This window comes from Vibrio sp. HI00D65, assembly GCF_001635455.1.
Taxonomy (GTDB): domain Bacteria; phylum Pseudomonadota; class Gammaproteobacteria; order Enterobacterales; family Vibrionaceae; genus Vibrio.
In genome coordinates, this window is sequence record NZ_LWEH01000403.1 from 1 (window position 1) to 367 (window position 367).

Here is a 367-nt window from a genome sequence, read left to right on the forward strand (position 1 = left end):
ATTTTTTTGAATAAGAAACCTATCTACTGGTAGGTAGTTTTTAGATTAAGGATTTCATTATGTTTAACACATCTTCTATTGCACTAATTGTTGGCGGTTCTTCTGGTATGGGTAAAGCAACAGCAGAGCGACTGCTTAAGTCTGGTGTGCCTGTAATGATTCTCTCTCATGACAAACAGAATCTTGCTGAAGCAAAATTGGAACTGGAATCAGCCACGAATGGTCATGTTGAAACGGCTCAGGTTGATTTATACGACCCTTCTGCTGTTCAAAGCTTTATTGAACAGTTGAATGCAGAAAAACGTCACATTGGCTATTTGGTGAATGCGGCTGGTTTCTTCAAACCTGTCGATTTCCTAGAGCATTC

Annotated in this window: 1 protein-coding gene; it reads left to right on the forward strand. The window is 39.5% G+C overall.

Going from position 1 to position 367, the window contains the following annotated elements:
• Nucleotides 1-59: 59 nt before the first annotated feature.
• Nucleotides 60-367, forward strand: a 308-nt coding sequence (locus A3712_RS21535) for an SDR family NAD(P)-dependent oxidoreductase (RefSeq protein ID WP_157618846.1), incomplete at its 3' end; no start/stop codon positions are given.